This window comes from Ruegeria sp. CF5, from assembly GCF_056537325.1.
This window is the reverse complement of sequence record NZ_JBQFRI010000011.1, coordinates 23242-44215: the sequence shown is the minus strand read 5'-3', so window position 1 is coordinate 44215 and position 20974 is coordinate 23242. Positions and strand designations below refer to the sequence as shown.

Here is a 20974-nt window from a genome sequence, read left to right as displayed (position 1 = left end):
ATCATTTTGCCGTTGGCATGACGAACTCGGCACCTTCCGAGATGCTCTCGGGCCAGCGCTGCATGATGGATTTCTGCTTGGTGTAGAAACGAACGCCTTCTTCGCCATAGGCGTGCATGTCGCCGAACAGGCTTTTCTTCCAGCCGCCAAAACCATGCCAGGCCATCGGCACCGGGATCGGAACGTTGACGCCGACCATGCCGACCTGAACCTGCTTACCGAATTCGCGCGCAACGTTGCCGTCACGGGTGAACAGCGATACACCGTTGCCAAATTCGTGGTCGTTGATCAGTTGCAGGCCTTCGGCAAAGTTCGAGACGCGGACGCAGGACAGCACGGGGCCAAAGATCTCTTCCTTGTAGATCTTCATGTCTGGGGTGACGTTGTCGAAAAGGGTACCGCCCAGGAAGAAACCTTCCTCATGTCCTTCGACGGTATAGTCTCGGCCATCAACCAGAAGGTCTGCCCCTTCTGCGACACCGGAGTCGATGTACCCTTTGATCCTGTCTCGCGCGGCGGCGGTGACGATCGGGCCCATTTCGGCGTCCAGCTCAAGACCGTTTTTGACCTTCAAGGTTTCGGCGCGTTCTTTCAGGATAGGCATCAACTTGTCGGCGGCATCACCAACCAGCAGGGCAACCGAGATCGCCATGCAGCGCTCTCCGGCCGAGCCATAGGCCGCGCCGATCAGTGCATCGGCTGCCTTGTTCATATCAGCGTCTGGCATCACCAGCATGTGGTTCTTCGCACCACCCAGAGCCTGCACGCGCTTGCCGTGCCGCGCACCGACCTCGTAGATGTAGTTGGCAATCGGTGTCGAACCGACGAAGGACACGGCCTTGACGTCGTCATTTTCCAGCAACGCATCCACGGCGACCTTGTCACCCTGAACGACGTTGAACACGCCATCGGGGAAACCGGCCCTCTGCATCAGATCCGCGTACAGCAAGGAGGCTGACGGGTCGGTCGGCGACGGCTTCAGGATAAAGGTATTGCCTGCGGCGATGGCGATCGGGAACATCCACATCGGCACCATGACTGGGAAGTTGAACGGAGTGATCCCGGCGACAACACCCAACGCCTGACGCGTGGTCCAATTGTCCATGCCGGTGGAGACCTGCTCGGTGTAGTCGCCCTTGAGGAGTTGCGGAATGCCGCAGGCAAACTCGATGATGTCAATACCGCGCTCAACTTCGCCCTGCGCATCGGTGAAAACCTTGCCATGCTCGACCGTGATGGCGCGCGCCAATTCGTCCTTATGCTCGCGCACCAGGGCCAGAAAGTTGTTCATAAGGCGGGCGCGGCGGATCGGGGGCGTGTTCGACCATTTAGGGAACGCAGCTTTGGCAGCGGCCACTGCATCATTCACAGTCTGAACGCTCGCCAGCGACACCTCTCCGGTTTGCGCACCGGTTGCGGGATTGAAGACCGGCTGGGTATTTTTATCGGTAGGAGCAGTGATTTGGCCATTAATGTAGTGGCCGATCAAAGCGATCGGGGATACATCTTTCATGATGTCAGTCCTTTTTGGGGTTAGAAGTCAGGGGTTATGGCAAGTCAGCCAATACCTCTCCAAGTGTTTGACAGAGCGTCGTTATTTCAGGTTCCGAGATAATCAGTGGTGGCGACAGCGCGATGATGTCACCTGTGACCCGGATCATTATTCCGGCGTCCCAAGCCCGTTTCATCGCATCATAGCCCCTTGCACCTGGCGCGCCCTCTCGTGGTGCAAGCTCGACTGCACCCACCAGTCCCAGATTTCGAATATCGATGACATTTGGCAGGCCTTTGAGGCTGTGAAGCTGATCCTCCCAAGGCACCGACAGCAACGCAGCGCGGCGGAACAGATCGTTCTGCTTGTAGCTTTCCAGCGTAGCCAACGCAGCGGCACAGGACACCGGGTTGGCGGAGTAGGTATAGCCGTGGAACAGCTCAATCGGCGCATCGGCGTTTTCCATCGCCGAGTCATAAATCTTGTCCGAAACGATGACCGCACCCATCGGGATGACACCGTTGGTAAGGCCTTTTGCCGTCGTGATGATATCTGGCTTTACATCGAAATACTCCGATGCTGTAGCTGCGCCCAAACGACCAAAGGCGGTAATGACCTCATCGAAAATCAGCAGAATGCCATGACGGTCGCAGATTTCACGCAGCCGCTTCAGGTATCCTTTCGGCGGCAGAAGCACACCGGTGGATCCGGCCATCGGCTCAACGATCACTGCCGCAATGGTCGATGCATCGTGAAGCGCGACCAATCGTTCCAGATCATCCGCCAGTGCCGCACCGTGTTCCGGGCAGCCGCGTGAAAAGGCATTCTTCTCTGTATCATGTGTGTGGCGCAGATGATCCACTCCTGTAAGGAGTGTCCCGAAATGCATCCGGTTTTTCACGATACCGCCGACCGAGATGCCGCCGAAGCCGGTACCGTGGTAACCGCGCTCACGCCCGATCAAACGCGTGCGCGTGCCGTCTCCGCGCATCCGGTGATAATGCAGCGCGATTTTGAGTGCCGTGTCGACGGACTCGGAGCCAGAGTTGGTGAAGAAGGCGTGGTTCAATCCCTCAGGCATCATCGCTGTCAACTTAGCCGACAACTCAAACGCCTGAGGGTGGGAGAACTGGAAATTCGGTGCATAATCCAACTCGTGCACCTGTTTCTGCACCGCTTCAACGATCAGCGGATCACGATGACCTGCGTTGACGCACCACAGCCCGGCGGTGCCATCCATGACCTTCCGGCCATCGGAACTGGTGTAGTACATTCCGTCGGCCGATTGGATCATACGGGGCTCGCGAAGGAAATCACGATTGGCTGAAAACGGCATCCAAAACGATGACATTGTGTTGGGTTGATCGAGCACGTCCATTCCTCGTGAAGCAGATTTTCATTTGGTGACAGATCCTTGCAGAGTTCAGGCGTTCCGCACACCCGGCTTTATGGGTTTCTGTAAGTTATTGAAAAACAGACTTGGTCCGCCTAAAGTGCTTTCGATCAAAAGCAGGAAATCACAATGGGTGACTCTTCGACATTCGATCTTGAAACCGCAAGACGGCTGCGATTGATTCGCACCTCAAAAGGTCTCAGTCAGCGTGAGATGGCCAAACGCGCGGGAGTGGGCAGCGGGACGATTTCTCAAATCGAAAGCGGTTCGACCCAACCTTCTGTGGCGTTGCTAAAAAAGATCCTTGCAGGCGTCGATGTCAATCTGGGGTTCTTTTTCAGCTTCGAGCTCAAAAACGACGAGAGCTTCTATTTCCCCCACAGCAGCATGCGTGATCTTGGATCACCCGGAGTTTCCTATCTGCTTGTCGCGGGTGAGCGTCGAAACAGAAAACTACAGATGCTTATCGAAGAGTACGATGCCGGCGCTGACTCGGGGCGTGCTGAGCTGTCGCACGAAGGAGAGGAATGCGCGGTGGTGATAGAAGGCCGTCTCGAAGTGACGGTAGATGGGCAGTCCAGGGTGTTGGGGCCCGGAGACGCATACTATTTCTCGAGCATACTGCCACACAGGTTTCGAAACGCTGGAGACACACCATGCAAAGTCATTAGCGCATGTACTCCATCGTCATTCTGACTAAACCACAAGAGCCCTCTTCTGGAACTGTTCGGTATTTCTTGGGAAGAGCCATATGGTAACCGAAGCTGCGCAGTTTGCGAATGTCAGCTTCCACTTTACGAGCCAGGTAGCGTTAGTGATTGCGGCGGCAAGTCGCCGCCGCAATCGAGCACTCAATCCAAAAGCACGATGGCTTCGACCTCGAAAAGCATCGCGTCAATGGCGAGCTTCGGAACAGGGATCAACGTTTGCGCGGGCAATGTGTCGCCAAACATCCGCAGCACATTTTCGGCCAGCACACCCAGCTTCGACATATCGTGGTCGACCACGAACACGGTCAGCTTCACCACATGACGAGGGAGAGCGCCGAGCGCGTCGAGAACTGCAGCCAGATTGGCATAGGCCCGCTCAACCTGCTTTCCGAACTCCGGCGATAGGTTGCCGAGCTGATCCTGTCCGCCCTGTCCTGAGACAAAGGCAAGCTGTCCTGCAGCAGGAGACACGACTGCCGTGCTATAGCCGTTTGGCGTGGGATCATGCAGATGCGGCGGATTGACGATGATCGGCAGTGCACCACTGGATGTATTCTGATCTCGGGACGTCATGTTCATTCTCCTTGTTGAGTGGTCCGGGATCGACTTAGAACTCAACGGTGACAAAATTTGTCACCAAATGTGCTAAGGTGAGTAAATGAACATCCGTCTCCGACATGATGCCATCGTGCGCGCACTTCGCCGTAACGGAACAGCAACGGTCGAGGAACTTGCCAGTCAGGTTGGTGCATCCAGGCGAACGATTTTGCGCGATATTAAGGCGTTGCGGGACCAGGGCTTTGTTATCCATTCCGAATGTGGGCGCGGTGGTGGCGTGCAACTTGATCCGCAATCCGTGCAAACCACCGCGCGTCTCTCGGTCTCAGAGGTGTTTGCTCTTCTCGTCAGTGTCGCAGCCATGCGTGCGGCGCGAAGCCTTCCCTTTTCTGGTCTCGCCGACGCGGGGCTTGCCAAGATTGAGAAGGCTCTACCGTCGGACAAGGTGCGAGATCTGCGCAGGTTCCTTGACTGTCTGCATGTCGGACAACTTTCGCCTAAACAGGACATCTCGGACATGGGCACTATTGACCCTGCGCTTTTGCCAGCCTTCGAAACCGCGTTTCTGCAACAGCAAAACCTGCGCTTCGGCTACCGGGACGCCAAGGGTGCGGAAACGAGGCGCGAAGTCGAACCGCAAGCTATGCTCATCCTGCCGCCGCTCTGGTATCTCGTAGCTTGGGATTCCAGCCGTGAGGATTTCCGGCACTTTCGCATGGATCGGATCAGCCGGCCCGAGATCGTCGAGGGAACATCGTTCCGGAGACGGCATGTTCCGTTCGAGGACGATGTCTGTCCTTTCAGTGAACTACCGCGCTGAACACCAGAAACGCGTGAAGTCCGGGCGGCAGTGTTCCAGTATCTTGAACCGTCAACAGCCCCAAAATTGTGGATCGGGGTCCACGCACAATTCCTTCACCCCTTTTCGGGTCTCTTTTTGGAACGTTTCTCATCGACCTGCTTCTTCGTCAGCGCAACACGGATGATGCGCTGAAACCGAGGGCAATCCAGATGGTTTTCGGCGGTGCAGGTCACGACATGGCGGAGGCCGTCCCGTAAGGCCGTCAGTTCCTTAATCCTCACGTCAATTGCATCGGCCCTTGCCGCCAGAACCCTACGATCCAGATCGGGCCTGCCTTCTGAACCTATCGTCTCTTTGATTTCGCCGAGTGAAAACCCGGCGGTTTGCGCAAGAGAAATGAGGGAAATTCGCGTCTTCACCTCATCCTCATACAAACGTTTCAATCCCCGTCGACCCACCGACCGGATCAGGCCAACCTCTTCATAATAGCGGAGTTTTGACGGTGAAAATCCGCTTTCGCGAGAGAGTTCGGAAATGTCGAGCATGGTCTTGACCTCAAGTGGGCTTGAAGTTGCATGTTGCTTCTCCACTGTAAAACATCAACAGAAATTAAGGTCGATACCTCCATGACAACAGAAATCTTCTTCAGCGCGGTTTTGATCGGCATCGGCGCGACAGCCTTCATGGATATGGTCGCCCTTTTCCAAAAGCTGATCTTCTCTCAGCAATCGCTCAACTACGCGATGGTGGGCCGTTGGATCGGCCATGCCGCGAAGGGGCAGATTGTTCACAGGCACATCACGGCCAGCGACCCTGTTCCGGCGGAGCGTTTGTTGGGCTGGAGCGCACATTACCTAACGGGAGTCGTGTTCGCGCTGGGTTTTCTGGCCGTGGTTGGTCGGGGCTGGCTTGAAGCGCCGAGTCTGCTGCCTGCGATTGTGTTTGGAATACTAACAGTGCTCGCGCCTTTTCTGATCCTTCAGCCGGGCATGGGAGCGGGGCTGGCGGCACGGTTGACGCCCGACCCTCGAGCTGCGCGGCTCAAGAGCGTCTTTGCACATTTCAGCTTCGGAATTGGGCTTTGGGTCGCGGCAAACTGTATATCCAATTTGTTTTAACATTTCGCGAAGAGTACACAGAAAGCAGACAAAAGCACCACGCGGCGCTTATGACTGCTTTGTTGCGTGACCCGGTCGGAGCGAGAAGAATTTTCCCAAAGTCGCTGGGCTGCCACTGAAACCCGCAATGAGCTCAAAGCGGACATCGCGATACATATCTGGTACTCTGTCATTCGGTACCAGCCCTTGAGGTTTCACTAATGGTCGATCTGGAAAATCTACTTGAAGTGCCCTTCAGAAAAGCGACGGAACGCGACCTGGAGCAAGTTATACTTCTCGCCAAATACACAGTGCCGGGGTTCGTTGAACGACTTTGGCAAAGGTTGGCAGAAGAAGACGAAACGGCAGACGACTTTGGGCGCCGGGCACAATGCGCATTCATCCATGAGGGAAACACAATCGTCGCGGAAATTGAAGATAAGTTGGGTGCGATGCTGATTTCCTATCCCATGGCGGAGACGCCAAACCCACACGTTCCCGGCATAGATGAAATGATACAACCCCTTATGAGATTGTTCTCGAAAGCCAAAGGGACATGGTATTTACACGGTATCGCGACCTATCCAGAGCACTCAGGTCGCGGGTTTGGTTCCAGCCTGATGAATATCGCTGAAGAGCTGGGAAGGGCCGCCGGAAAATCGGGGATCAGCCTGGTCGTCATAGACAGCAATCATTCTGCTATTAAATTTTACGAGAGACGCGGCTACATCAAAACTGCAACTGAACCTGTGGTTCGGAAGGGATGGGAAACGAATGCCAATAAGTGGCTCTTGATGGAAAAAGAGCTGTCCTGAACGTGGTTTAGAACCGGCAACGTTAAGAGGTAATTTAGTGAGGTCGATTGAAGCGGCCAGACCAAGAGTCATTCGAATAGCAACCCGTTTGTCCGCATTATCCGCGACACGGTCGTACGTCGCGCGCTGCCGGGCCGTCTGCCCAAAGTGGCTTTTAATTCGCGATGGAACAACAAACGTTCAAGGGGGCACGAATGTAGACCTTGAGGGTCATTGCCTCTAACGTAACTTTCGCGGAGGGCTGACAGTGAAGCGGAAACTTGCGGCGATCTTGGCAGCCGATGTCGTTGGCTTTTCACGCCTCATGGGGCGTGATGAAGAAAACACGATTCTGCGTCTAAACCGTTTGCTTTCTGAATTGGTTCAACCCCAAATACGCGATTCCGGAGGGCGAATTGTCAAGTTGATGGGCGATGGTCTGTTGGCCGAATTCGCCAGTGTTGTCGACGCGGCGGACTGCGCTGTTGCCATTCAACGGGCTATGCCGGACCGAGAGCCTGACGTTCCCCGCGAGCAACGCATTCAATTGCGGATCGGTATTCATCTGGGAGATGTGATTTGCGAAGGTTCAGATGTTTTTGGGGAAGGTGTCAACGTGGCCGCAAGATTGGAAGCAATCGCAGAACCCGGAGGCGTTTGCATTTCCGAGGATGTATACCGTCAGATCAAAGGAAAGGTCTCCGGTAGTTTCAGGGATCTGGGTGAGCAAGATCTAAAAAATATCGAACATCGGATTGGCGCCTACAGCATCGATCTCGACCCGGCGCGCCTGTCGCCTGAGTTCTACGAAGTTCTAACCGGTGAGCCGTTGGAGTTGCCGGACCAACCGTCAATCGCAGTCTTGCCATTTCAAAACATGTCGGGCGACCCAGAGCAGGAATACTTCGCGGACGGAATTACCGAAGACATCATCACTGCCTTGTCGCATATCAATGGCCTCATCGTGATGGCGCGAAATTCGACATTTGCCTACAAAGGAAGGTCTGTCGATGTAAGACAGGTCGGACGAGAATTAGGTGTTCGTTTCGTTCTTGAGGGGAGTGTCCGAAAGGCGGGGCAGCAGGTTCGCATCACCGGGCAGCTTATCGAATGTCAAACCGGCTCGCATTTATGGGCCGACCGGTATGATCGTCAGATTGAAGATATTTTTGCAGTTCAAGATGAAATCACACGCGAAATTTCCGTTTCATTGGCGGTCAACCTTACACACGGACAAGAGCTCAGGCTTTGGGCTGAACAAGCGCCTAACTTTGAGGCGTGGGACTTGATGATGCGTGGCATCAGTGAACAGTACAAGTTTACAAAAGAAGGGAACCTCGCCGCGCTTCAACTTTACCGGCAAGCAATCGAACTTGACCCTGAGAACTCGTCATTCAAAACGGGCCTCGGCTGGGCATTGCAAAGCGGTGCCCGCCTTGGGTTTCATCAAGACCCGAAGGCGTCAACTGATGAGGCCCAGTCAATTTGCAACACGTTGTTAAAGAGAAACGATGTCTCAGCTGATGTCTATGCGCTACAAGGGTATATTTTCACAAACCAATCTCGTTTTGATGAAGCCAAAGCTTTCTGCAAAGAAGCTATCGAACGGCAACCCAGTGTCTCGCTTTCTCACGCGATGCTGGCAATTGCGTACAATAGTTGTGGTGAATTTGAAGAAAGCCTGAATAGCATGCGAAAGGCCATTCGGCTGTCTCCCTACAGCCCGGACTGGTATTTCAGCCATTTGGGGGATGCCAATCGCGGCTTAGGTCAGCTGGAGCAGGCAAGAACAGTTTATAGGCACTTGGAAACCCGCCTGCCTGGAACCTTGTTGTGCCAAGTCCGTTTGGCAGTGATCCACGCTGATTTTGATGACACTGAGAATGCTAAGAATGCAGTAAACGCAGTTCTTTCAATCGACCCGCAATTTTCAGTGCAAACCTATACCGGTAACACCGTCTACAAGACTGACGCCCTGCGCAATTTCTGGGCGGATGCTATGCTAAAGGCCGGTCTACCAGAGTAGTGCCGCAGTATTGTATTTTGTTTACCGAGATCAGAAGATTGCATCGTGCGCTCGACTTTTGAGGGAAAACGGCGGCCCCTGAAGAAAATCCAGAATATGCTAGTCTTCGTTTCGAACGAAAGTGAAAGACGCAGTGATGGGTGGCCGAAAACGGCAACGAGTTATTGTAATTGGAGCAGGTATGGCCGGTCTGATGACCGCAGCTGTACTCGCAGACCAATTTGCTGAGGTCATAGTCATTAAAAAAGGATGATTTGCCTCGCACATCTCAAGTTCGAAAAGAAATCCCCCAATCCCATTGGAAAAACTGGGGTCGGCCAGATCAAATCTAAACGAATTCAACTGATTGACCCGCGAATAGCCAGTTTTCTCCAGGTCAACTCCTGCGGTCCAGCCACTCCCACCGAATATCTCTCAGCAAGCAAGATTTCAGGGCCGCTTTGTTTTGATCCGTCATGGCCTGAATCAGCGCTTCGTGCTCATCGCTCCAGGAGTCGGTTGCGTGTTCACCTTCAAGGCCATTGCGTAAAGACGGGCCTGTTTGCATCCAAAGCTGCTCGATCACCGCGATCATGTCGGGGTTGCCGCACAGTTTGTAGATCAGAAAATGGAACTGGTGATTTTCGACCATGTATTGGGTGTGATCCCGATCCGCAATTGCGGCCTTCATCAGCGGAATCGTGGCGTTGAGCGCTGCAATATCCTTGGGTGTGATGTTTTCAAGCGCTTGAACGGCTGCTTCCGACTCCAGCAGAGCGCGGAGGTTGAACAGATCGGCGGCACGCTTCCGGTCCAGCACCGGGACGATATAGGACCGCTTTACAAGGCTGCTCAGAACACGCTCGGACGCCAGACGCTTCAGTGCCTCGCGCACTGGTGACATGCCGGCGCCCACTTCTTCGGCGAGTTTGCGGATCGACAGTTTCTGGCCCGGTAGATAGGCACCAGTCATCAGCTTGTATTTGAGCTGACCATAAAGCTCTTCGGCCTGCGTGGGCTGATCTGGAACCGTCAAAAGCATGACGGGAAGATTACCTGTCAAATCAGCCCTTGCAATGCGACGAGTTCTACACCCCGATCTGGCGCGACATATAACCGATGAAGTCGCGGATCGTGCCTTCAAAATCATCCGGGGCCAGGGGGCCGCCCTGATAGGTGCGGGTTTTCAACGCCTGCTGCAATGCCTCCAGCTTTTCTTTGTCTTCGGCGTTGAATGACCGGCAGAGCGATACGTAGTCCCGAACCTTGTCCGATTTCGGATCATTCTCCAGCCCGGTAACACCCCAGCGGATTTTAACGCGATCCGGCCCCGCAGGGCGCAGGCACATGAACAAGGTAAAGTTGGTCGCCATACCAACCACCAGGTTCGGAAACACACCGTACATTGGAGAATTGGTTCGCTCTTCCTCGGTCATGTCGGGGTGGAACGGCCCGCGCGGTGGGTAGTCCGGATCGTAATAGGCGTGATAGCCCGTCCAGCCGTCACCGCTTTTCATCTTTTTGCACAACTTGGTCGGCGTGATCGGATGCAAGGTGTGCAGGTGCGTCGCGCTTAGGTGATACCCTTCCATGAAGTTTTCAAACAGGGCCTTCCAGTTACAGGCCCAGCTGTCTTCTTCCATGAAAACCAGAAAGCGATCCTCGGGGTGATAGTTCCTGACTATTTCGCCCAATCCCTCGAGGCGCGGCGCCAAAGGTGTCGCGTTTCCGTCGAGATTGACAAAAATCCAACCCTTCCAGATTTCGCTGGCAAATTCCGGCAGACCGCAGCCTTTCTTGTCGAATTTGGTTTGCCCCTTCATCAAGGGGGCGGCGACCAGGGCTCCGGTCGTGTCATAGCTCCAGGTATGATAACGGCAGATGAATTTACGCGTGTTACCAGCGCCTTCGGCAACACGGTTGCCCCGATGGCGGCAAACATTGGACAGAACGCGTACCTGTCCATCCATATCGCGGGTAACGATCAGCAACTCCTCAGCGAAATCGGTGGTGAAATAGTCGCCGGGGTTTGGGATTTCTCCAACGTGACCGACGCACATCCATTCACGCCGCAGGACTTCGTTCGTCTCCAGCTCAAGAAAATCCGGCGACGTATAGAATTCCGCGGGCATCGCATAACCGTCTTCCGGCGCGAGATTTCCGAGTTCTCCCAGACGCTCGCGAAGAGCGTTCACCTGATCTGCTTTCCCATCCAGCATCGCAAAAATCCTTTGACAGAAGAATCAAACTGTGATCACAGATAGAGAATACTGGTTGCTGTGACTAGTCCGAATCTTTGCACACCCAAGACGCGGACTGGACCGGATAGGCCGTCATGTTTGTGTGCGTGACTCTGAAAAGGACCAAGACTGAAAGATGTTCCTGAAAAATGCATGGTATGTCGCCGCGTGGAGCGATGAGATCACTGATGAGCTTCAGCAGATCGTTCTATTGAACCAAAAAGTCTGCATGTATCGCGACGGGCAGGGGCGCATAGCCGCGCTGGAAGACGCCTGTCCGCACCGCAAGCTGCCGCTCAGCAAGGGGCGCCGAAAGGGCGACAATGTGGAATGCGGCTATCATGGGCTGACCTTCAACTGCACCGGCCAATGCGTGCGCGCTCCGGGCAAGGGGGGGATTCCGTCAAACGCCAAGGTTCACGCCTATCCGGTGGAAGAGCGGTATGGCCTTGTCTGGATCTGGATGGGAAATCCGGCACTGGCGGATGCGTCCGAGATTTTTGAGATTCCGGAATTTGGCAAACCTGACTGGGGGATGAACCGGGGCAAGGCGCTGGAGATAGACTGTAACTATCTGTTTGTCACAGATAATCTGCTGGACCCGACCCATGTGGCCTGGGTTCACCAGTCCTCGTTCGGGCAGGCCGCGACCGAGGATACGCCGCTGCGCATTACCAAGCGGGATGACGGTATCACGGTCTGGCGCTGGATGATGGATGTGGAACCCGCCCCGTTCTACAAAAAGATCGTGGAATTCGACGGCAACTGCGATCGCCTGCAGCATTACGAGGTCCGCTATCCCTGTCACGCGCTGATCCGTGCGGTGTTCACCCCGGCTGGCACCGGAGGTGAGGAGGGGCCTCTGCATGACAAGACGTTTGTCATGAACAGCTACAATTTCATGACCCCCGAAACCGAAGGCCGCACTCGGTACTATTGGTTTCAGATGCGCAACATCCGGCCTGATGACGAGGGCCTGTCGCAAATGATGAGCGACGACGTCAAACACGCCTTCGAAGAGGACCGTGAAGTCCTGAACGAAGTTCAGAAGGGCATGGCCAATAAAACCAGCCCTCATATCGATCTGCCCATAGACGGCGGACAGCTGCGGTTTCGCCGCCAACTGGAAGTGCTGATTGATCAGGAGCGTACTGCAGACAAAGCGCTCGCCTAGTCAACGGCAACAACAAAACAGCGACTTTCCCAACAGGAGCTAAAAGATGAACACCGACAGAACTGCCCATCCGGCTGCAGATCAATGGGCTTCAGAATGCAGAAACGGCGAGATGAGCCGACGTGAATTCCTTTCCCGGGCCACGGCGCTTGGCGCCTCCGCCGGTGCTGCCTATGCGTTGATCGGAATGCCATCGCCCGCGCAGGCCCAAACCTCTGCCAAACAGGGTGGCACACTGCGCATTGCAATGCCGGTGCGTGAACTGCGCGCGCCGCGCATGTATGACACGGTGGAAATGGGCAATCTTACAACCGGTTGTTTTGAAAGCCTTGTCGAGTATCAGGCGGACGGTACGTTCCGCCCCATGCTTCTGGAAAGCTGGGAGGTGAACGAAGACGCAACAGAGTACGTGCTGCACCTGCGCAAAGGTGTCAAATGGGCCAATGGCGAAGACCTGACAGTCGAACAGGTTGCGGGCGCAATCGAAGGATGGTGCGACAAATCCGATGAAGGCAACGGGATGCCGAACCGTGTGACGTCTTTGATTGATCCTGACACGGAAAAAGCGGCCGAGGGTGCGATCACGGTAAAGGACGACAGCACAATTGTTCTGCGTCCACGCATTTCGGACATCACCCTGATCCCTTCGATGGCCGACTATGCCGCCGCAATTGCACACCCGTCCTTTGACCCCAGCGATCTGTCAACAGCGATCGGCACTGGGCCGTACCGGTTGGTTGATCACGCGGTGGGCTCGAAGCTGGCGATCGAGCGGATACCGGATTTTGCTTGGTGGGGTACCGATATCTACGGTGGTCCCTACCTTGACCGGGTCGAGTTTCTGGATTTCGGCACCGACATGGTGACATCCGTGGCGGCCGTTGAAAGTGATGAAGTGGACATGCTTTTTGAATCCACCGGTGATTTCATCACGGTCCTTGATGATATCGGCTGGACCAGATCCGAGGTCGTCACTGGCCAGACCGTCGTGCTGCGGCCTCAGCAACTGGCCGAGGTGGAAGGGAACAAACCATATTCCGACATGCGCGTCAGGCGGGCGCTGGCACTGGCTGTCGACAACAATACCGTTTTGGAACTGGGGTATTCCGGCTTGGGTACAACCGGCGAAAACCATCACGTGTCACCGGTTCATCCGGAATATGCAAAGCTGCCGGAAGTCGAGAGAAACCCCGAGGAAGCCCTGCGTCTTCTTGACGAGGCCGGAATGGCCGACTTTGAACATGAGCTGGTTTCGATCGATACCGGCTGGATGAAAGACACGGCAGACGCCACGGCTGCGCAACTCCGGGATGCGGGGATCAAGGTCAATCGCAGCGTGGTGCCGTCTGCGGCATTCTGGAACGACTGGAACAAGTACCCGTTCTCGACAACCAACTGGAACCACCGCCCGCTGGGTGTGCAGGTACTCAATATCGCCTATCGCGGTGGGGCGTCCTGGAACGAATCCGGTTTCAACAACGCCGAATTCGACAGCCTGCTGGATCAGGCGCTTGCCATCGCCGATGCCGACAAGCGTCGCGAAGTGTCCAAGCGCCTGCAAGAGATCATGCAGGAAGAAGGCGTTACGATCCAACCCTACTGGCGTAGCCTCTATCGCCATCACAAGCCTGACGTTGTGGGTGCAGACATGCATCCGGCGTCGCAGATATTCCCGTATCGGCTGGGTTATTCAGGCTGAGACACAAGGCATGAACCCGTCTGACAGGGCTGTGTTCATGCCGTTCAGGCCTGATTGGTTGAAATCCACCGCTTCACGCTTCCTTTCCTGAAAGCGTTTTTCGCAAATGTTCGAGAAACAAACGGACGCGGTTTGGTTGGAACGCCTTATCTGGGTAAACGCCGAAAATGCCGACGTCTGGAAATCTGTCATCAAGATAAATTGGAGACAGTTGTTGGGTCTCAACCAGATCCAAAGCCATGATCTCCGGCATTAGCCCGATCCCCATTCCTCGGATCAGCGCTTCTCGGTAGATGTGGGTCTGGTTTATCACCATGCGCCAGGGTTGCCGCAATTTGCGCAGGCCAGTCTTTGTTAACAGCGGCCAGCTGTCTCCAAAGCGTGAGCCGCCGAATACAAGACAGGCATGGTTGTCGAGCTCCTGAACGGTGGTCGGCACACCGTTACTCTCAAGATAGGATGGGGCAGCAAACAAACTCAGCCGGGTGCCGGCCAGCTTCGTGACAATCAGGGAACTATCTTCAAGCGATATTGCCAGCCGGATCGCAAGATCGACGTTTGTACTAACAAAGTCAGTCTGATCATTCTCGATCACCAGATCGAACAACACGTCCGGATAGAGCTTCTGGAAGCTTTCTACGGCATCCATCAGTGGAGTTCCCATGCCTTCGGGCGCTGCTACGCGGACAATGCCCGAAGGGCCGACGCCATTTCTATCCGCGACTTCCTGTTCCAGTTCCGCCATATGGTCCAGCATGGTTTTGCACCCGTGATAGTAGCGTTGACCGGCATCTGTTACCTCCATCGACCGGGTGGTGCGGTTGATCAGCCGCAGACCCAGCATTGCTTCAAGATCGGCCACATGGCGACCTACAATGGCGGGTGTAACGTTTTGGTCGGCGGCAGCGGATGCGAAGCTGCCCAGTTCAACCACGCGGGCGAAAATAGCCATCTTCCTGAGCTTATCCATTCGATACCTTTAGTAAGTTCTGTGTTGCATAACGATCTAATTATGCCTGCTGAAGTAAAATATATATTGCCTCCCAGACAATAGGAGGCCCTTGCCATGAAACGCATTCTCACCGCCCTTGCGGCCGCAACCGCCTTTGCGAACGCCTCGGTCGCCGCAGAAGACGATATGAAGCCGGTCATGACCGAGCTGAAAGACGGTGTCTATCAGTTCCACATGGCGCATTATTCAAGCCTGATCGTGATCACCGATGACGGCGTAATCGTTGTGGACCCCAATCAGGAATTTCGTGCCGCAACAATGCGCGCCGAAATTGCAAAGCTGACGGATCAACCTGTGGTCAAGGTGCTCTACTCTCATCCCCATTTCGACCATTCCCGCGGGGGACAAATCTTCAAGGACGAAGGCGCCAAATTTATCACGCACGAGGGGTGCACGGAGTTGCTGGGCCGTGATCTTGAAGACCAGGTTGTGCAGCCTGATGTAACCTATGAAGGAGACGAATACCGGATCGAGCTTGGCGGCAAGATCGTCGAAATGCGCTACTACGGCTCGAACGATGGTCAGTGCAACAGCGCCATCTACATGCCAGAAGACAAGGTACTTATGGCGGTCGATTGGCACCTTCAGGGTTTCGTGAACCTTCCCGGCCGCCTGAACACGCATGACTACGTAGGCTCGCTGAACACCCTGCGTCGCGTGACGGCCGAACTGGATTTTGACACGGTGGTGTCAGGACACATGCCGATGTCGTCGCCGGAGCAACTGGCCGAGGATTTGGCTTTCAACGAGGCGCTGTTCAAAGCCGTGTCGGAAGGTCTTGCTGCAGGCAAGACAGTCGAGGAATTGAAGGAAACGGTCGAGCTGCCCGAGTTCAGCCACTGGTTCATGTATGACCAGAACCTGCCTGCCCATGTAGAGCGCATGGCCTATTCGATCTGGCACGGCCACTGACCTGAACAGCACCGGGCAGGCTCACTGCCCGGTGCTTTTGCTCTCAAATGACCCGAAAACGGAGGATGACATGTCCAAGAAAACCGAAACCACTGGCAAGAAGACGGTCATCAGCGGCTGGCATGAAGGCCGCAAGTATTTCATGGCCGAAAACGAATACACCTCGGTCACTGCCGGTAAAGAGGACACGCAGTCAGAATATGTTTTCGGTGCGGGTGAAATTGCGCCCGGCAGCTGTATCCCGGATCACTACCACAAATGGGAAGACCAGACCTTCCACATCATCGAAGGTGATCTTGAGGTCAAAATTGGTGATGAGGTTTTCAGGGTCGGGCCCGGCGCCAGCATACAATGCCCGCGCGGCGTCTCCCACTACATGAAAAACGTGGGCAGTACGACGGCCAAGATCATCAGCTATATCTTCCCCGGCGATTGGGCCGAGGATTTCATGGCCGAAACGTCTCGCCAGAATGAAACCGGAAAACGGGACCTCAAGCTGATCGAAGACCGTTTTGGCGTTGTCTACCTGTAAAGGCGATGGTGTGGCTACAATGAAACTCTATATCTTTGAAACCTGCCCGTTCTGTGTGCGAGCTCGGATAATGGCCGGCCTAAAAGATCTGTCGCCCGAACTCGTCTATATGGAGCCGGGGCAGATTCCACCCGAGATTGACGGCCGGATCGAAAAGTTGACCGTTCCGATTTTGGTGGATGGCGAGACTCTGATCCAGGGCAGCACAGAGATCATTCGTTATATCGGCGCAATCGGCAGTCCGTTATTGCCCTCTTATGGCACCGGCCCTGAATTGGAGGAATGGCGCAAGGCGATTGCCACACCGCTAAACGCCCTGTGCTATCCGCGCATGCCGCACTTGAATGTTCCTGAACTGGCATCGTCCGAGGCCCGCGCGTTCTTTGAAAGAGCAATGCCAGAGCGGATCGGAATGGCATTTGCGGACGCACTCGCGAAAACTCCGCAGCTTGTTGCTGAGGTTGAAGTTGCGCTTCCCAGAGTCACTCCCTTTCTGACCGGCAATTTCAGTTTCGACACACTGGCTGCGCTGTCGGACCTACGAAGCCTTACCATGGTGGCGGAACTCGATTTTCCGGAACAGATTTCAGCGCCATTTCATGAATTGATGACCCGCGCCGGTATAGCGCCGTTCACGCCTGTGGAGGCCCCTTATGCAGATCTGACGGTTACCGTCGATGTATGACATGGCATCGCTATCGCGCGGTGGTCAGGTCCAGGACAACTCGGCCAACCAGGATTTGACTGTGGCTACTGACAAACGCACGTCATCTGAATGCGATAGCAGCCATACATCCCGCGCCATGGATGACTTCGATGACTCTGCACCGATACAACGAAACCGTTTGTCATCCTCGCAAACGAGTTTTGGCAGGACAGCTTTCCCATAGCCCCTCGCCGCCGCCTCCAGAGCGGTATTGACATCTGAAACCCGGAAACCGCATGGGCGGAGTTTGTGCTGCTTTCGAAGCTCTTCTGTCCATCTCGCCTGCGGAAGAATTGCTGAGGCATCATCGTAGCAAATCCAGTCAGCACTATCCTGCTGTTCCGGTGCCAGCTGTGATCCGCAAAACACATCAAACTCAAGTCCGCCGAGTTTTTGGGCCTTTGTCGCCAAACCGCCCTGTTCGGGGCGGGAGAAACGGATGGCCAGATCGGCTTCTCGTTTTGTCAGGTCTATGTTTCGTGCTTCAGGAACCAGTTCGACGGTCAGGTGCGGATGCTTGTCGCCCAGCTTTCGCAGGTGAGGCAATAGAATATGATTGATGATTACGGGAACGGCGCTGATCCTGACCGTCCCTCCGATGCGACCCGAACTCTGGTCCAGTCGCTCACGCAATGCCATGTTTTTGCGTTCCATGGCTTCAGCGTGATCAAGTATCTGATGAGCTGCTTCCGCCAATTGGTGCCGACCCGTTTCACTTCGGACAAACAGCGTTGTTCCCAGCGCCTGTTGCAGCCGTTTCAATCGCCGCGCGACCGTCGTTTCATTCACGCCGCACCGCTGTGCCGCGCCTGACAGCGTGCCTGTTCTGTGCAGCGCGAGCAGATACTTGAAGTCATCCCAATCATGATCCTGCATTTTTGCAGAGTAGACTGGCAAAATGGCTTTGCCAAACAGCAACTTTGCTCTGCCATAGTGGCCCGGCACAGCAAAGTGAGCGTCCTCAATGAAGTTCATTGTCTTGTTTGAAGATGCCGCAGATGCCGATCCCGGCATTCGGGCGGCGCACATGAAAGAGCATATCGCTTTTCTCGAAGCCAACGCCGCGACGGTAGAAGCCGCTGGGCCGCTGACGGATACAGAGAAGGGTGGGCGAGACGGTCTTTGGATTGTCGATGCAGAGGATCAAAGCGAGGTGGTGAAACTGATCCATCGCGATCCTTTTTGGCCGACGGGTCTCAGGGCGTCCTTTTCCATTCTGCCCTGGAAACAGGTCTATCGGAACGGCCGTGGGATGATCCCTGATTGAGGCTTGCTGGAGCTCGACATGATCGTGTCAATAAGCTCTTTGAGTCGACCTACCGGGTTAGCTCTCGGTCCCCTTTACCCAAAACTCGTTTTTGCGGGCGGTAACCCTGTCCGCAAGAAAGTCCACGAACAGGCGCACCCGGGCTGTATTGCGAAGATCACGGTGCAAAAGCAGCCAGAGGCAGCGATAGGGAAGCGGCTTCTGAAAGGGAGCACGGATCAAATCGGGGTGCCGGTCGCCGATATTGCAGGCCAGATAGGCCATGCCGAGACCGGACGCCGCGAGGGTGATCAACGGCACCAGCTCAGAGACGCGATGTTTTAACTGTGCTTTCGGATAGCAGCTGTCCTTCACCCATTTCGCGGTCACATCGCCTTCGGGCTCGTGCCAGCCGATCAGGTTAAGCCCTTCGCCCCCGTTGTCGCGGATACGTGCGGCATAATCCTTGCTGCAATAGGCGGCTTGTGACATCTGAACCAGCTTTCGCCCGACCACGTCGTCGCTCACCTCGTGGGCCACACGTAGGGACACATCCGCCTCGCGCCGCGTCAGGTCGGCCACGTCATTGGTGAAGTTCATGTTGAGGATGATGTCCGGGTAGAGATCTGCAAAGGCCGCCAGATCATCCATGATCGATGTCATTGCCAACCCGTGGGGCAAGGTCAGATAGACGGTGCCGGACGGCTGCGCGTCGCGTCCGATGATTACACGAGAGGCGGCAGTCATTTCTTCTTCGACCCGTTCGGCATAAGGAAGCAAGTCCTCGCCCAATTGGGTCAAGGCGAGCCCCTGTTTCGAGCGGTCAAACAAGCGGCTACCCAGTCGTTCCTCCATCAGGGACAGGCGTCGTGTCAGCGTGGTGTGGTTGATCAGGATACTCTCGGCGCCGCCCCGGATCGTGCCGGTGCGGGCCACCGCCAGAAAGACTTTCAGATCGTCCCAGTTGAAGGCATGGCTTTCCTGCAGCATCGGCAGACCTCAGTAAGCTGGTTCATATTTGACACGCGGTGTCCAGTTTTACCCATATACACGGCGATTTCCAAACACCTTATTTCCGAACGACAGAAAGGACCCCGATCCGGGCCCTGGGAAAATGGCAAAGGAAACGCAACATGAAACCGATTCAATCTGTGCTCATCACCGGCGCCAATGCCGGACTGGGCCGCGAGGCCGCGCGACAGCTTGCGCTGCAGAAAGGCATCGACAAAATCTATCTGGCCTGCCGCAACCGAACCAAAGCCGAGGCCGCCAGAGCGGCGCTGGAAAGCGACACCGGACGTAAGATATTTGAGAATGTCTTGATGGATGTCACCGACCCAGCCACGGTTCGTGCGGCTGTGGCAGAACTCACCACCCCGATTGATGCTGTCATTCTGAATGCGGGCGGTACCGGCGGGCGGCAACCTAACAGCCTCACTGATGACGGCGTAACCAACATCTTCGCCACCAATGTATTGGGCCATGTGGTGCTTGTGGATGAGCTGTTGGAACGCCAGTTGGTGACATCCACTGTCCTATATGCCGGGTCCGAGGCCGCTCGCGGAATTCCAAAGATGGGTATGGAACGCCCCGACCTGTCCGAAGGAACCGTGGACGAGTTCAGGTCAATCGCCGATGGCAGCAAGTTCGGCCCCGAGGGCGATCCGATGAAGACCTACGGCTATGCCAAGCTCACCGCGACCCTCTGGATGGGCGCGATGGCGCGTCAACACCCGCATATTCGCTTTGTCACCATGAGCCCCGGCGGCACCGCTGGCACTGCGGGTTTTGACGATCTTCCGCTCATGAAGCGCATCTTCTTCAAGCATGTTGGCGGTGTACTGATGCCGATGTTCGGCATGATGCACAGCGTTGAAACCGGTGCGAAGCGGTATCTTGACGGGTTGCTCAACCCCGAATTCAAGACCGGCCACTTCTATGCCAGTCAAACAGGATATCCCACAGGGCCGGTCGTGGATCAGGCCAGCATTGATGAGGCCCTGTCGGACATCACCACTCAGGAAAATGCCAACCAGGCCCTGCGCCAGTTCGCTTGAGTCAAAGGAGATTTGAAATGGAAACCACGTTGAACGCCCTCGTCATCCTTGTCACCCTCATGCTGACGGGCCTCGGAATCATGTCGATGTTCGCGCCACGCCGCATGGTCGCCAACTTTGGCATCGAACCGGTGGGAACAGCCGGGCTCAGCACCATCCGCTCGGTAATCGGTGGATTGTTCCTATCTTCTGTCGCGCTGTTGGTGATCGGCCTGATCACCGGACAGACGCTGGGCTTTGTGGCCGTTGCAATCCTGATGGGCGTCGTAGCCTTCGGGCGCGTTGTTGGCATTCTGATCGACGGGTTCGACAAGGCAGTCATTCCACCATTGGTCGTCGAGTTGGTGATCATCGCGGTCCTGCTGGTGGCCTATCAGAACCCGACGGCGTGACCCGCATTCAAAACAGAACCACCCGGCAGAGCGCATAGTCTCTTTGCCGGGTGTCGGCTACTGCGCTGAAATGACGAAAGCTGCTAAGATCAGCAGAGACCGTTTCAAGAGATGGAGGCCACTCAGGTCCACTATTGATCGATCGCCGTTATG

General features: G+C 55.3%; 23 protein-coding genes. 14 read left to right on the top strand and 9 right to left on the bottom strand.

Translation table 11 applies throughout. The features are described 5' to 3' along the window. Position 1: 1 nt before the first annotated feature. Both ACR0NW_RS20605 and aptA read right to left on the bottom strand, forming a co-directional pair. Positions 2-1513, bottom strand: coding sequence for a CoA-acylating methylmalonate-semialdehyde dehydrogenase (locus ACR0NW_RS20605; protein ID WP_480452100.1), 1512 nt, complete (start codon positions 1511-1513; stop codon positions 2-4). Between the two features lie 34 nt (positions 1514-1547). Next, positions 1548-2870: an omega-aminotransferase AptA gene (gene aptA / locus ACR0NW_RS20600; RefSeq protein WP_480452101.1), complete on the bottom strand. Its 1323-nt coding sequence runs from the start codon at positions 2868-2870 to the stop codon at positions 1548-1550. 144 nt (positions 2871-3014) lie between these two features. Here aptA and ACR0NW_RS20595 point away from each other — a divergent pair, with 144 nt between their 5' ends. Then, positions 3015-3581 carry a cupin domain-containing protein gene (locus ACR0NW_RS20595; RefSeq protein WP_480452103.1) on the top strand — a complete coding sequence of 189 codons (567 nt, stop codon included), beginning with the start codon at positions 3015-3017 and terminating at the stop codon, positions 3579-3581. A 155-nt stretch (positions 3582-3736) separates the two neighbouring features. On the opposite strand, the gene ACR0NW_RS20590 is transcribed toward ACR0NW_RS20595, so the two are convergent. Further along, complete coding sequence (locus tag ACR0NW_RS20590) at positions 3737-4168, bottom strand: RidA family protein (protein ID WP_480452104.1); 432 nt, start codon at positions 4166-4168, stop codon at positions 3737-3739. Between the two features lie 85 nt (positions 4169-4253). On the opposite strand from ACR0NW_RS20590, the gene ACR0NW_RS20585 reads away from it, so the two are divergent. Beyond that, entirely contained in the window at positions 4254-4973 is a 720-nt protein-coding gene (locus ACR0NW_RS20585; protein ID WP_480452105.1) for a helix-turn-helix transcriptional regulator, read from the top strand. A 95-nt stretch (positions 4974-5068) separates the two neighbouring features. Here the strand turns inward: ACR0NW_RS20585 and ACR0NW_RS20580 are convergent, their stop codons facing one another. Further along, entirely contained in the window at positions 5069-5500 is a 432-nt protein-coding gene (locus tag ACR0NW_RS20580; RefSeq protein WP_480452106.1) for a helix-turn-helix domain-containing protein, read from the bottom strand. An 81-nt stretch (positions 5501-5581) separates the two neighbouring features. On the opposite strand from ACR0NW_RS20580, the gene ACR0NW_RS20575 reads away from it, so the two are divergent. The 4 genes from ACR0NW_RS20575 (at position 5582) to ACR0NW_RS20560 (ending at position 9125) form a co-directional block, all read left to right on the top strand. Next, complete coding sequence (locus tag ACR0NW_RS20575; protein WP_480452108.1) at positions 5582-6073, top strand: DUF2938 domain-containing protein; 492 nt, start codon at positions 5582-5584, stop codon at positions 6071-6073. A 200-nt stretch (positions 6074-6273) separates the two neighbouring features. Beyond that, positions 6274-6867: a GNAT family N-acetyltransferase gene (locus ACR0NW_RS20570; protein WP_480452110.1), complete on the top strand. Its 594-nt coding sequence runs from the start codon at positions 6274-6276 to the stop codon at positions 6865-6867. Positions 6868-7114: 247 nt separating this feature from the next. Next, complete coding sequence (locus ACR0NW_RS20565; RefSeq protein ID WP_480452112.1) at positions 7115-8872, top strand: adenylate/guanylate cyclase domain-containing protein; 1758 nt, start codon at positions 7115-7117, stop codon at positions 8870-8872. 136 nt (positions 8873-9008) lie between these two features. Further along, a complete protein-coding gene (locus ACR0NW_RS20560; RefSeq protein WP_480452251.1) occupies positions 9009-9125 on the top strand; it encodes an FAD-binding protein in 117 nt (38 codons plus the stop codon). A 123-nt stretch (positions 9126-9248) separates the two neighbouring features. On the opposite strand, the gene ACR0NW_RS20555 is transcribed toward ACR0NW_RS20560, so the two are convergent. Together ACR0NW_RS20555 and ACR0NW_RS20550 are read right to left on the bottom strand one after the other, a co-directional pair. Further along, the gene (locus ACR0NW_RS20555; RefSeq protein ID WP_480452114.1) at positions 9249-9893 is read right to left on the bottom strand and encodes a GntR family transcriptional regulator; all 645 of its coding nucleotides are present in this window, start codon (positions 9891-9893) and stop codon (positions 9249-9251) included. Positions 9894-9939: 46 nt separating this feature from the next. Then, positions 9940-11070, bottom strand: a complete 1131-nt coding sequence (locus tag ACR0NW_RS20550) for an aromatic ring-hydroxylating oxygenase subunit alpha (protein WP_480452115.1) — start codon at positions 11068-11070, stop codon at positions 9940-9942. 157 nt (positions 11071-11227) lie between these two features. On the opposite strand from ACR0NW_RS20550, the gene ACR0NW_RS20545 reads away from it, so the two are divergent. Continuing rightward, a complete protein-coding gene (locus ACR0NW_RS20545; RefSeq protein WP_170653362.1) occupies positions 11228-12265 on the top strand; it encodes an aromatic ring-hydroxylating oxygenase subunit alpha in 1038 nt (345 codons plus the stop codon). A gap of 46 nt (positions 12266-12311) precedes the next feature. Beyond that, positions 12312-13964, top strand: coding sequence for an ABC transporter substrate-binding protein (locus ACR0NW_RS20540; RefSeq protein WP_480452117.1), 1653 nt, complete (start codon positions 12312-12314; stop codon positions 13962-13964). Between the two features lie 73 nt (positions 13965-14037). Here the strand turns inward: ACR0NW_RS20540 and ACR0NW_RS20535 are convergent, their stop codons facing one another. After that, positions 14038-14916 carry a LysR substrate-binding domain-containing protein gene (locus ACR0NW_RS20535; RefSeq protein WP_480452118.1) on the bottom strand — a complete coding sequence of 293 codons (879 nt, stop codon included), beginning with the start codon at positions 14914-14916 and terminating at the stop codon, positions 14038-14040. Between the two features lie 114 nt (positions 14917-15030). Here ACR0NW_RS20535 and ACR0NW_RS20530 point away from each other — a divergent pair, with 114 nt between their 5' ends. From ACR0NW_RS20530 to ACR0NW_RS20520, 3 genes are all read left to right on the top strand, one after another. Beyond that, positions 15031-15888, top strand: coding sequence for an MBL fold metallo-hydrolase (locus ACR0NW_RS20530; protein ID WP_480452119.1), 858 nt, complete (start codon positions 15031-15033; stop codon positions 15886-15888). A 70-nt stretch (positions 15889-15958) separates the two neighbouring features. Then, on the top strand, positions 15959-16420 hold the full coding sequence (locus ACR0NW_RS20525; protein WP_480452121.1) for a cupin domain-containing protein: 462 nt from the start codon (positions 15959-15961) through the stop codon (positions 16418-16420). A gap of 19 nt (positions 16421-16439) precedes the next feature. After that, a complete protein-coding gene (locus ACR0NW_RS20520) occupies positions 16440-17105 on the top strand; it encodes a glutathione S-transferase N-terminal domain-containing protein (protein ID WP_480452122.1) in 666 nt (221 codons plus the stop codon). 24 nt (positions 17106-17129) lie between these two features. On the opposite strand, the gene ACR0NW_RS20515 is transcribed toward ACR0NW_RS20520, so the two are convergent. Further along, complete coding sequence (locus ACR0NW_RS20515) at positions 17130-18101, bottom strand: LysR family transcriptional regulator (RefSeq protein ID WP_480452124.1); 972 nt, start codon at positions 18099-18101, stop codon at positions 17130-17132. Between ACR0NW_RS20515 and ACR0NW_RS20510 the strand changes: the two genes are divergently transcribed. Then, the gene (locus ACR0NW_RS20510) at positions 18091-18393 is read left to right on the top strand and encodes a YciI family protein (RefSeq protein ID WP_480452125.1); all 303 of its coding nucleotides are present in this window, start codon (positions 18091-18093) and stop codon (positions 18391-18393) included. The two genes, ACR0NW_RS20515 and ACR0NW_RS20510, sit on opposite strands and share 11 nt — an antisense overlap. 57 nt (positions 18394-18450) lie before the next feature. On the opposite strand, the gene ACR0NW_RS20505 is transcribed toward ACR0NW_RS20510, so the two are convergent. Beyond that, positions 18451-19362, bottom strand: a complete 912-nt coding sequence (locus ACR0NW_RS20505; protein ID WP_480452127.1) for a LysR family transcriptional regulator — start codon at positions 19360-19362, stop codon at positions 18451-18453. A gap of 143 nt (positions 19363-19505) precedes the next feature. Between ACR0NW_RS20505 and ACR0NW_RS20500 the strand changes: the two genes are divergently transcribed. Together ACR0NW_RS20500 and ACR0NW_RS20495 are read left to right on the top strand one after the other, a co-directional pair. After that, positions 19506-20429 carry an SDR family NAD(P)-dependent oxidoreductase gene (locus ACR0NW_RS20500; protein ID WP_480452129.1) on the top strand — a complete coding sequence of 308 codons (924 nt, stop codon included), beginning with the start codon at positions 19506-19508 and terminating at the stop codon, positions 20427-20429. A gap of 17 nt (positions 20430-20446) precedes the next feature. Beyond that, on the top strand, positions 20447-20821 hold the full coding sequence (locus ACR0NW_RS20495; RefSeq protein ID WP_480452130.1) for a DUF4345 family protein: 375 nt from the start codon (positions 20447-20449) through the stop codon (positions 20819-20821). The last annotated feature ends 153 nt before the right edge of the window (positions 20822-20974 follow it).

Excerpts from the sequence above, each read along its gene's own strand:
- ACR0NW_RS20500 (WP_480452129.1), top strand. The coding sequence starts at position 19,506 with ATGAAACCGATTCAATCTGTGCTCATCACCGGCGCCAATGCCGGACTG.
- ACR0NW_RS20505 (WP_480452127.1), bottom strand. The coding sequence starts at position 19,362 with ATGCTGCAGGAAAGCCATGCCTTCAACTGGGACGATCTGAAAGTCTTT.
- ACR0NW_RS20575 (WP_480452108.1), top strand. The coding sequence starts at position 5,582 with ATGACAACAGAAATCTTCTTCAGCGCGGTTTTGATCGGCATCGGCGCG.
- ACR0NW_RS20545 (WP_170653362.1), top strand. The coding sequence starts at position 11,228 with ATGTTCCTGAAAAATGCATGGTATGTCGCCGCGTGGAGCGATGAGATC.
- ACR0NW_RS20585 (WP_480452105.1), top strand. The coding sequence starts at position 4,254 with ATGAACATCCGTCTCCGACATGATGCCATCGTGCGCGCACTTCGCCGT.
- ACR0NW_RS20555 (WP_480452114.1), bottom strand. The coding sequence starts at position 9,893 with ATGCTTTTGACGGTTCCAGATCAGCCCACGCAGGCCGAAGAGCTTTAT.
- ACR0NW_RS20495 (WP_480452130.1), top strand. The coding sequence starts at position 20,447 with ATGGAAACCACGTTGAACGCCCTCGTCATCCTTGTCACCCTCATGCTG.
- ACR0NW_RS20590 (WP_480452104.1), bottom strand. The coding sequence starts at position 4,168 with ATGACGTCCCGAGATCAGAATACATCCAGTGGTGCACTGCCGATCATC.
- ACR0NW_RS20535 (WP_480452118.1), bottom strand. The coding sequence starts at position 14,916 with ATGGCTATTTTCGCCCGCGTGGTTGAACTGGGCAGCTTCGCATCCGCT.
- ACR0NW_RS20515 (WP_480452124.1), bottom strand. The coding sequence starts at position 18,101 with ATGAACTTCATTGAGGACGCTCACTTTGCTGTGCCGGGCCACTATGGC.
- ACR0NW_RS20540 (WP_480452117.1), top strand. The coding sequence starts at position 12,312 with ATGAACACCGACAGAACTGCCCATCCGGCTGCAGATCAATGGGCTTCA.
- ACR0NW_RS20520 (WP_480452122.1), top strand. The coding sequence starts at position 16,440 with ATGAAACTCTATATCTTTGAAACCTGCCCGTTCTGTGTGCGAGCTCGG.
- ACR0NW_RS20550 (WP_480452115.1), bottom strand. The coding sequence starts at position 11,070 with ATGCTGGATGGGAAAGCAGATCAGGTGAACGCTCTTCGCGAGCGTCTG.
- ACR0NW_RS20605 (WP_480452100.1), bottom strand. The coding sequence starts at position 1,513 with ATGAAAGATGTATCCCCGATCGCTTTGATCGGCCACTACATTAATGGC.
- ACR0NW_RS20510 (WP_480452125.1), top strand. The coding sequence starts at position 18,091 with ATGAAGTTCATTGTCTTGTTTGAAGATGCCGCAGATGCCGATCCCGGC.
- ACR0NW_RS20530 (WP_480452119.1), top strand. The coding sequence starts at position 15,031 with ATGAAACGCATTCTCACCGCCCTTGCGGCCGCAACCGCCTTTGCGAAC.
- ACR0NW_RS20580 (WP_480452106.1), bottom strand. The coding sequence starts at position 5,500 with ATGCTCGACATTTCCGAACTCTCTCGCGAAAGCGGATTTTCACCGTCA.
- ACR0NW_RS20570 (WP_480452110.1), top strand. The coding sequence starts at position 6,274 with ATGGTCGATCTGGAAAATCTACTTGAAGTGCCCTTCAGAAAAGCGACG.
- aptA (WP_480452101.1), bottom strand. The coding sequence starts at position 2,870 with ATGGACGTGCTCGATCAACCCAACACAATGTCATCGTTTTGGATGCCG.
- ACR0NW_RS20595 (WP_480452103.1), top strand. The coding sequence starts at position 3,015 with ATGGGTGACTCTTCGACATTCGATCTTGAAACCGCAAGACGGCTGCGA.
- ACR0NW_RS20560 (WP_480452251.1), top strand. The coding sequence starts at position 9,009 with ATGGGTGGCCGAAAACGGCAACGAGTTATTGTAATTGGAGCAGGTATG.
- ACR0NW_RS20525 (WP_480452121.1), top strand. The coding sequence starts at position 15,959 with ATGTCCAAGAAAACCGAAACCACTGGCAAGAAGACGGTCATCAGCGGC.